General features: G+C 71.5%; 5 protein-coding genes. 4 read left to right on the top strand and 1 reads right to left on the bottom strand.

Features of this window, described 5'->3' with window-relative positions:
* Positions 1–219 precede the first annotated feature (219 nt).
* From FREUN1FDRAFT_RS13035 to FREUN1FDRAFT_RS39750, 4 genes are all read left to right on the top strand, one after another.
* Positions 220–1,023 carry an SDR family oxidoreductase gene (locus FREUN1FDRAFT_RS13035; RefSeq protein WP_006540520.1) on the top strand — a complete coding sequence of 268 codons (804 nt, stop codon included), beginning with the start codon at positions 220–222 and terminating at the stop codon, positions 1,021–1,023.
* Positions 1,024–1,362: 339 nt separating this feature from the next.
* Positions 1,363–2,946, top strand: coding sequence for a DUF2993 domain-containing protein (locus FREUN1FDRAFT_RS13030; protein WP_006540519.1), 1,584 nt, complete (start codon positions 1,363–1,365; stop codon positions 2,944–2,946).
* A gap of 607 nt (positions 2,947–3,553) precedes the next feature.
* Positions 3,554–6,079 carry an ATP-binding cassette domain-containing protein gene (locus FREUN1FDRAFT_RS13025; protein WP_006540518.1) on the top strand — a complete coding sequence of 842 codons (2,526 nt, stop codon included), beginning with the start codon at positions 3,554–3,556 and terminating at the stop codon, positions 6,077–6,079.
* Between the two features lie 344 nt (positions 6,080–6,423).
* Positions 6,424–7,245 carry a hypothetical protein gene (locus FREUN1FDRAFT_RS39750; protein WP_006540517.1) on the top strand — a complete coding sequence of 274 codons (822 nt, stop codon included), beginning with the start codon at positions 6,424–6,426 and terminating at the stop codon, positions 7,243–7,245.
* Here FREUN1FDRAFT_RS39750 and FREUN1FDRAFT_RS13015 read toward each other — a convergent pair.
* Positions 7,163–9,340, bottom strand: coding sequence for a protein kinase (locus FREUN1FDRAFT_RS13015; RefSeq protein ID WP_006540516.1), 2,178 nt, complete (start codon positions 9,338–9,340; stop codon positions 7,163–7,165). The genes FREUN1FDRAFT_RS39750 and FREUN1FDRAFT_RS13015 overlap by 83 nt on opposite strands.
* Between the last annotated feature and the right edge of the window lie 171 nt (positions 9,341–9,511).

Here is a 9,511-nt window from a genome sequence, read left to right as displayed (position 1 = left end):
GTCGCGGCCGGGTGTCGCGGCGCCGCCGGCTGCTCACCCAGGGGCTGCGCGCCGGGCGCCGCACGGTCGGCCGAAGCCGCTCCCGGACCCGTGCCCGCCGTGCCGGTCGCGTCGAGGACGCCGGCCGGAGGGACAGCGTGAGCACCGGATCGGGGCCCCGACCGGGCGAATGAGGGACATAGCGCCACAGCCCTCGCCGGCGCCCGTCAGGATGGCTGCATGGACAACGGCGCGGTCACGAGGGATGCCGCGGACGGCAGTGCGACCGGGACCGCGGCAGGGGCCGCCGGGACTGCGACAGGGGCCGGGGCGCCGGCCGGGGTCGGGGCGACCCGAGGGCTGGTCGTCGTCGGCCCGGGTGCCGCGTTCGGAACGGCGCTGCTGCGCAGGTTCGCCGGTGAGGGCTTCGCGCTCGGGGTGATCTCGCGCTCGTCCGACACCATCTCCCGGGTGAGCGCCGAGCTCGGCGAAGCGGGGTATCCGATCGCCGGCGCCGTCGCCGACGTCACCGACCAACGTGCGTTCTCTGCGGCGGTCAGCCGGCTCGCGGCGGAGATCGGTGGCCTCAACGTCCTCGTCTACAACGCGAAGCTGAGTATCCGGGGGACGGCCTTCTCGGTGCGGGCCGACTCCATGAACCAGACACTCGCGGTGAACGTGACCGGGGCGCTGATGTCCGTTCAGATCGCCGCGCCGCTGATGGCGGACCGGCCGGGAGCGACCATCCTGCTCACGGTCGCGGGCCCGCGCAGCGAGCCGGCGGCCGGCCGGTTCGCGCTCGCGGTCGGCAAGGCAGGCGTCGCGGCGATGGGCGAGTCGATGGCGCCGTTGCTTGCGGCACAGGGCATCCGTCTGCGTACCGTCGTCATCGACGGCCGGGTCGGGCCCGCCGGACCGCTGCTGCCCGACGCCGTCGCGGATCATTTCTTCGACGCGTTCGCCGCGCCGGGGGGCACCGCGTTCCGGCTCGCGCCGGCGGCGCGGCGGAGGCGAGCCAACACCCAGCTGCCCCTCGAGGTCTGAGCCCGCCCCACTCTGCCCGCCCCACTCTGCCTGCTCTGCCGCTGCCTGCCCCACTCTGCCCGCTCTGCCCATTACCCGCTGTCAGTGGATTGGGCGGCTTGTCACGAAGTCTCGGGACGGTGCGTGACCGGTGCGCCAGCGGGTCGGAAATCCGACACGGGCGAGACACAGATGATCGCACCCGACTTCACTGTCCGCCCCTTCCACGTGCGACCATCCTTTGATGGGCCGACGGATTGGACGCCGGTTGGCGGGTCGGACGCTCTTCGACATGACCGACTGTGACACGGCGGCGCCATGCCGGGGGGCCCGGTGCGGCGCGGAGCGGGAGATGTTCCGGTGAACCACGGCCGCGGCGACGACGATGCGCAGGATCCTGCGGACGTCACCCATGTCATGCCTCCCAGCGGGCCCGCCGGGAGCGAGCACGGAACCCGGCCGACCCAGGACGTGCAGCGTCGGGCGCGGCCCGGCGCCCCCTCGGCGCCCCCGCCGCCCGCCGCCTCCTTCCGGCCCGCGGGCCCGCCACCGCCGGCGGACGCGTTCCGCCCCGGCCGCCCGGTGCGCCCCGCGGACGAGGGCGATCAGGATGACCCGGCCGGCGGCGCGACCCAGGTGCTCGGCGACGCGGTGCTCGGCGATGCGACCACGGTGGTCCGGCGGGGAAGTGTCCCGCGAGCCGCCGGTGGCCCGCCGGCCTCGGCGGCGGTGAGCGGCCCGGGGTACGCGGAGCCGGGCGCCGCCCGGCCCGCGACCCCCGAGCAGTCCGGGCCGCATGCCCAGCCTGGGCTCGTTCCGGGTCTCGGCTACGACCGCCGGCCCGCCCCGGGGTACAACCAGTCCGCTCCGGGCCAGAGCCAGCCGGGTCCGGGCTACGACTGGCCGGCGCCGGCGCCGGCTCCCGACCGGGCCACGACGTCGTTCGAGCGCACGGGGCCCGGTTACGACCGGCCCGCGCACACCGGCGGTAGCTACACCGACAGCGGCGGCCATGTCCGGCCGGTGCCAGGAGGCGGTGGGTTCGGTGAGGCGGGTCGTGGTCCCGCGGAGGCCGACGTGCTGGCCGGGGGCCTGAGCGCCGAGCAGCCGCCCGGCGGTCCGGGTGGAGGTTCCGGTGGCGACCCGGGACGAGGTGGTCAGGGCGGCGGTGCGGCGGCCGGGCCGCCGGCCCGTCGCAAACGGCGTCGTGGCCGCGTTCTCACGCTCGTCGTCGTGGTCCTGCTGGCGCTCTTCGTCGTGGCGGACCGGGTGGCGGTCGCGATCGCCAAGGACCAGATGGAAAAGCAGATCGCCGAAAGCGTCGCGGAGAGCCTGGAGCCGGGCGCCACCCAGCCGACGGTGCGGAAGGTCTCGATCGGCGGGTTCCCGTTCCTCACCCAGGTGCTGTTCGGGAAGTTCACCAACATCGGCGTGACGATCGACGGAATTCCGACGCCCGGTCCGCGGATATCTTCCGTCGACGCGAATCTGAAGGGTCTTCACGTTCCCTTCAAGGACGCGATTTCCGACAACATCGGAGAGGTTCCGGTGGACGATGTCCGGGCGACGGTCCGGATCAGTTATGACGACCTGAACGTGTACCTGGCGAAGCAGGATCCCCCGACGAAGGTCACGCCGGTCGACGGCGGCAAGAAGGTGGAGATCTCGGCAACCGTTCTGGGCCAGTCGGTCGGCGGTGTGACCACCTTCCAGGTCAACGACAACAAGCTGACGCTCGTTCCGTCGGAGATCAAGGTGCTTGGCATCGAGATCCCGCTGCCGGGCGGCGGTCCCTCCATTGACTCGATACCCATCCCGATCGCGGGGCTGCCCTTCGACCTGAACATCGTCAAGGCGTCGACGGACGCGGAGGGGCTGTCACTGACCGCAACCGCGAAGGACGTCGTGCTCCCGGCGGCTCCCGAGCCGTCCGGCGGCAAATGAGACACGCAGTGTGGTCGATCTGGGTGGATCATCCGATTTGGTCCCCCCTTCGGGGGTGCGGATGAGCGTCCGCCGGGATCGCGCCGGCGGCCTCGGGTCGCTGCGGCGAGCCGAGGCCGCGCGGGCGCGGGCCTCCCGACGGCCGGTGCGATCGGCCGCCCGGCCCCTCGGTCGGGCGCGTACGGTAGCGGGTCAGATCGGCGACAGAAGTAGCTTCCGACAGTTGCCAGCGGGCATTGTCGGTGGCGCGCGGAGCAGCCGGCCTCGTCGGCAGCCGTGCCTGACTTGCCACACCCGGTCACGGATCCGGTGCCGGCAGGATAGGAAAGGCATCCGGGCGTGAACGAACGACGTGAGGAAGGTTAGAGGTGTCGACCCCAGAATCGGCTGAGGTGGCCCGCTCGACGGCGCCCGCGTCACCCGGGCTGGATCAAGGTCGGTGCGCAACGCTACGATCTGCGACATCCCGCAAGATCGGTCAAGGTAGTGAGGATCCATCGGTGGTGGCACCGTTGCCCGTCCTGTTCGGAGACCGATCCGGACGACGTGCTGAAGAGGGTTTCGGCGGGGCATCCCGGCCTGCGTCCCGTCGCGAAGGGGGAGAGACGTGCAGACGACGTATCTGAGAGTCGTCACCGAGGCCGGTGCCGCCACTGTGCCTGCAGGTGAGCCGTTCATCATCGGCCGGGCCCGTACCGCCGACTACGTCATCGCGGACAGTCGCGTCTCCCGCCGGCATCTCCTGGTCGAGCAGACGGGCGCGGGCTGGTCCGTCCGTGACATCAGCTCCAACGGCACCTGGGTCGACGGGCAGCGGATGCCCGAGTCGGTGAGCGTCCAGGGCGAGGTCCGGTTCCGGCTGGGCACGCCCAGCGGCCCCGAGGTCGTCGTCATGCCCGAGTTCCCGGCCGCGCGCGGCGGGTACGGCGAGAGCGACTACGACCCGGGCGCCTACGAGATGGAGACCATGCTGCCGGGCTCCAGCAACTACCAGCCGCCGCGGCCCACCGCGCCGACCCGAGGACAGGGCGGTGGGCGCGGGCAGACGGCGCCGGTTGGGCAGGGTGTGCCGGCCGGCCGCGGCAGCGGCCCACAGCAGGGCTACGACCCGGCACAGACCCCGTCCGGCTCGACGAGCCTCGACCAGGAGCACGAGCGGCGGACCACCTACCGGCTGCGCCCGGGGACGATGACGATGGGCCGCGCCCGCGACAACGACATCGTCATCACCGACCTGCTCGCGTCACGGCGGCACGCCGAGCTCTACATCGGCCGCTCCGGCCTGCAGATCGCCGACCTCGAGTCCGCGAACGGTGTCTTCGTCAACGGCCGTCGTATCAACCGGGCGAACGTGAACCAGGGCGACGTGATCGCCGTCGGCCACCACGTCTTCCAGCTCGAAGGCGACCTGCTCGTCGAGTACCTCGACTCCGGTGACGTCAGCTTCGAGGTCGACGCCCTCAACGTCTGGGCCGGCGAGAAGCAGCTCATGCACGACATGACCTTCAAGCTTCCCGGGCGTGCGCTGCTCGGCGTCGTCGGCCCGTCAGGTGCCGGCAAGTCGACGCTGCTCAACGCGCTGACCGGGTTCCGTCCCGCCGACAAGGGCAACGTCCGCTACGCCGGCCGGGACATGTACTCCGAGTACGACGAGCTGCGCCGCCGGATCGGCTACGTGCCGCAGGAGGACCTCCTGCACACCTCGCTGACCGTCCGCAAGGCGCTCGAGTTCGGTGCTGAGCTGCGGTTCCCGCCCGACACGACGAAGGCCGAGCGCCGTCAGCGCGTCGACGAGGTGCTCGCCGAGCTGGGTCTGACCCACCACGCGAACACCCAGGTCTCGCGGCTCTCCGGTGGCCAGCGCAAGCGGACCTCGGTGGCCCTGGAGCTCCTGACCAAGCCGACCCTGCTCTACCTGGACGAGCCGACGTCCGGCCTCGACCCGGGCATGGACAAGAACGTCATGGAGTCGCTGCGAAAGCTGGCGGACGACGGCCGAACGGTCATCGTCGTCACGCACAGCGTCGCCCAGCTCGACCTCTGCGACTACGTCCTGGTGCTGGCGCCCGGCGGCTACGTGGCCTACTTCGGCCCGCCGGCGGACGCGCTGCCCTTCTTCCAGGCCAGGGACTACCCCGACGTCTTCCTCACGCTGGAGGCGACCCCGGGGGCCGAGTCCGCGGCCCGCTTCCGCCAGTCGCGGTACTACGTGCCGGCGTCGGTCACGGCTCCCTCCGCGCGGCCCGCGCCGGAGGACCTGCCGTCGATCCGGCAACAGTCGGTGGTCTCCCAGCTTGTCACGCTGAGTAGACGAATGATGGCCGTCGTCGCCTCCGACAAGTCCTATCTCCGATTGATCATCGCCTTCCCGTTCCTGCTGGGAGCCATTCCCAGAGCGATTCCCGGGGACCTGGAGGTGGTGGCGGACGGGCCCAACCGAGACGCACCCACCGTGCTGTTGGTGTTGACTCTCTGTGCCTGTTTCATGGGTATGTCGAACTCGGTGCGAGAGATCGTCAAGGAGAGACCCATCTATCGCCGAGAACGGGCGATCGGTCTGTCCAGAACGGCCTACATCGGTTCGAAGATCGTGGTGTTGATCCTCATCACCACCCTGCAGGCCGCGGTGTTCACGACAATCGGTCTCGCCGGCCGGAAGATGGGCGACGGCCTGTTCGGCTTCCCGTTCTTCGAAGCGATGGTCGCCGTGATCGCGCTGTCGCTGGCTTCCGCCATGCTCGGTCTGGTCATCTCGGCGCTGGTCGACAACGCGGACAAGACGATGCCGCTGCTGGTGCTCATCACGATGGCCCAGCTGGTGTTCTCCGGTGGTCTGGTGCCCGCGGAGGGAACGGCCGGCCTGGAGCAGGCCAGCTGGATCGCGCCCGCACGATGGGGGTTCGCGGGGCTTTCCTCGGTGATCGACCTGAACAAGATCTCCGGTTTCGGAAGCCCGCTGAACCCGGACTTCCCGGCAGACCCGCTCTACAGGTTCACGACCACCCAGTTCGCGATCGACATGGGGGGCGCGCTGGCCGTCGGCGTCGTCTGCGTAGTGATCACCTCCCTGCTCGTCCGCAGGATGGACCCGAAGACCAACAAGCGCCGCCCGGCCGCCACTCCCACGCGCTGACGCGGGCGCGCCCGCAGCGGGCCGCCGGCCCGCGGATCCCGCGGGGCACAGCAACGAATCCGAAGGGGCGACGCTCACCCGGCACCATGCGGGTGGGCGTCGCCCCTTCGGCGTTCCCGCTCCCGGACGGCGGGCAGACGGCGTTCGGCAGCGGGTAGCGGGTAGCCGGTGTCCGGCGAGCCGGTCGCCGGTCCGCCGCTCGCCGGTGTCCGCTGTTCGCCGGTGTCCGCTGTTCGGCGAGCCGCGTGGTCGTGGGCGCGGTGGATAAGCCGGTTCCACTTCCGTTCGTCCACAGCGGCCGGCGCCGGCCACCCGGCCGAAGCCCGGCGCCGCAGACTCGGCCCATGCCCGATGCCTACGAACACGTCGTCGCCCTCGCCCGCCGGCAGGACGACATGGTCACCCGGTGCGAGGCCCGGCGGCTCGGCATGTCCGACGCCGCGATCGCCTCGCGCCGGCGCACGGGTGGCTGGTGGGCTCCGATCCGGGGAACCCTGCTCGTCCCGCCCGTGCGCGACCGGGTGCGCGCGTATGCCCGAGCCGCCCTGGCAGCCGCGGGCGGCATGATCTGCCTGCTGACCGCGGCCCGGCTGCACGGCGTCCCCGGGCTGCCGCCGTGGCAGGCCACGGAGCCGGTGGATGTCGCGTTCGAGGATCCCGCGGTGGCGGTGCGGCGCCGGAGCGGCTGCCGCCGCCACCTCATGACGCTGGCCCCGGCAGAGGTGACCGATCTGGGCGGTATCGCCGTCACGGCGGTGCACCGCACCCTGCAGGACGTCGTCCTGTGGCTGGATCGGGCGATCGCGGTGCCGATGCTGCGGGCGGTGCTGCGCCACGGCTGGCTGCGGGAAGCCGGCGGGCACCCACCTTGGGCCGCCGTGCCGGTGGGGGAGAGCCGGCCAGGAGCCGAGCCCTCCCCTCACTTCGTCGCTCTCAAGGACGCCGTCCTGCGCCGCCATGACGGTGGCGCCGGGCCAGGTGGCGGCCCGGAGTTCTGGCGGCTGGTCCAGGCCGGCCTGACCGAACCCGGCGACGCCGACCGGGCCGATCAGATGCGCCGGCCCGGTCGTGGCGGTGGCGAGATCAGCCGGTCGACCAGCGGACGTGGAAGCTCGGCTCGGTCGTCAGCTGACGATCCGGCGTGGTCGTGTCAGCCGGGTCCGTGAGGAAGATCCTGCGGGGCGCGCCACCCCGCTCGCCAGTGAAGACGAGCCACTTGCCGTCGGGGGAGTAGGCGGGGTCCTGGTCCTGCCCCTTCTCAGCGGTGACCCGGGTGACGTGGGAGCCGTCGGTGTTCATCTGGTAGATCTCAAGATCTCCGTCGGTCTCTTGGCGACTGAAGGCGATTCGCTGGCCGTCCTGGGAGAACGTCGGGTCGGCATCGCGATTGCCCTGCCCCTTCGTGAGTGGTGTCGGGGTGGAGGTGGACGTCGCCAGGATCGTGACGATGAAGCCCCGGTCGCTCTCCGACTCGGAGGCCCAGTAGGCGATGCGCTCGCCGCTCGGCGACCAGGCCGGGTCGGTCGCTTGCTGGGCGGTGTTGAGTCGGAAGACCTTGCTGCCGTCGAGTCTGGCTACGTACAGCCCGGCGTCCGGCAGGCCCTGATCGTTGGTCGTCGACCTGACGACCACGAACTTCCCATCAGGAGAAAGAGACGGCCGGGCGTCGTCGGCGATGGTCAGGTTCGCGGCCAGCCCGCTGGTGAACAGCTTGACGGGGTCCTTCGAACCGTCCGCCGCCACCGCGTACAGGGCGTTCTCGGTCTCGGATTCCTTGCGGAAGAAGACGACCGTCCGACGGTCCCTGCTGATCGAGGGCAGCAGCTCGTCCTGGGGCGCGGTCGTGATCTTCTTGACGGTCGTGAGCGGACCCTGGTCCGGCAGCCGGCCGGTGTACAGGTCGTAGTTTCCGCTCTCCTTGGTGGCGAAGACCATCGTCTCGGTATCGAGCGGAACCTTCGCCTGCGGCAGGGCGAACTTCTGCGGCGGTGCGCTGCTGCTGCCGGCGACGGTGGTCGTGTCGTCCTTCTTGTCGTCGCCGGCCTGCGTGATCAGAATGGCGGCGATCGCCACCACGACCGCGGCCGCCCCGCCGACGGCGATCGCCGTGCGGCGCCTGCCGCCCGTGGACGATCCACCGACCCGGGTCCGCGACTGAGTCGGAGCGTCCACGGTCTCGGTGCCGGGCCCGGGGCCTGTGCCGGCCCCGACTCCGGCGCCGCTGGCCAGGGCGGTGACGGCGGTGCGGTCCTCGGGGGTCTGCGGGCCGGCCGTGGCGTGCCGGCCCGTGCCTGCCCGCGGGTCGGTCGTCGGCGACCGGGGCGTCGGTGTGGCGCCGAGTGCGGAACCGGCGGCGGCCTGAAGGTCCCAGCCTTCGAGAACGTGCGTGACCTGGCTCGGGTCGACGGTCGCGTCCGGGTCTGCGGTGGAGTCACCGAGCAGGCGGAGCATCAGCTGCTGCGCGGAGGGCCGGCCCGCCGGGTCCTTGCGCATCGCCTGCCAGACGATGGGACGCAGCGCCGGGTCGATGCCGTCGAGCTGGGGATCGTCATTCAGTGCCCGGTAGAGCAGCACCTGGGAGGTGCCCTCCCCGAACGGGTAACGGCCGGTCGCGGCGAAGGTGACCAGGCCACCCCAGGCCCAGATGTCGACGGCCGGGGTGACCGCCCCGCCCTGGATCTGCTCCGGGGACATGAAGGCGGGCGTCCCGAGCTGCTGGAGGTCGCCGGTGATGCTCGTCGCGGCGTCGAGGGCGCGCGCGATGCCGAAGTCGATGACGCGGGGGCCGAACGGGGAGAGCACCACGTTCGACGGCTTGAGGTCGCGGTGCACGATGCCGGCGCGGTGGATCGCGGTGAGCGCCGCGGCGACACCGACCGCGAGCTGCTCGAGGTTGGCGGCGGCCAGCGGGCCGTTGCGGGCGATGAACCGGGCCAGCGTCTCGCCTTCGATGAACTCGGTGACGAGGTACGGCTGCGGGGCGTGGGGCTCGGCCTCGAGCACCTCCGCGGTGCAGACCCGGGCGACCTTGCGCGCGGTCTCGGCCTCCGACCAGAACCGGGCACGGAACTCGGGATTGTCCGCGACGTCGGCACGGATCACCTTGATCGCGACCAGTCTGCCCTGCTGCGAGCGGCCCAGGTAGACCGTGCCCATGCCACCCTGGCCGAGCTTGCCGAGCAGCTGGTAGGAACCCAGCTGGCGAGGGTCGCCACTGCCGAGCGGAGTGGTCCGGGCGGTCACGCCCGCATCCGATGACATCGAATTCACCCTCACCTGTGGCGGCGGGGGTCGGTGCCTCACCGCAGGAGGGCCGCCGCCGCGTTCCGGTTCCTGATCCTGCCGTAAACAATGCCACCACAAGTGGCCGCCGTACCGTTCCGGCGGAATCCGAAAAGGAAACCGCCGGGAACAGGCAACACTGTATGCGGG

This window comes from Parafrankia sp. EUN1f, assembly GCF_000177675.1.
Classification (GTDB): domain Bacteria; phylum Actinomycetota; class Actinomycetes; order Frankiales; family Frankiaceae; genus Parafrankia.
Note: the sequence above shows the minus strand (reverse complement) of the source record. Positions and strands in the feature narration are given on the sequence as shown.

Bases quoted from the DNA above. Each gene is read 5' to 3' on its own strand.
- FREUN1FDRAFT_RS13035 (WP_006540520.1), top strand. From the start codon at position 220: ATGGACAACGGCGCGGTCACGAGGGATGCCGCGGACGGCAGTGCGACC.
- FREUN1FDRAFT_RS39750 (WP_006540517.1), top strand. From the start codon at position 6,424: ATGCCCGATGCCTACGAACACGTCGTCGCCCTCGCCCGCCGGCAGGAC.
- FREUN1FDRAFT_RS13015 (WP_006540516.1), bottom strand. From the start codon at position 9,340: ATGTCATCGGATGCGGGCGTGACCGCCCGGACCACTCCGCTCGGCAGT.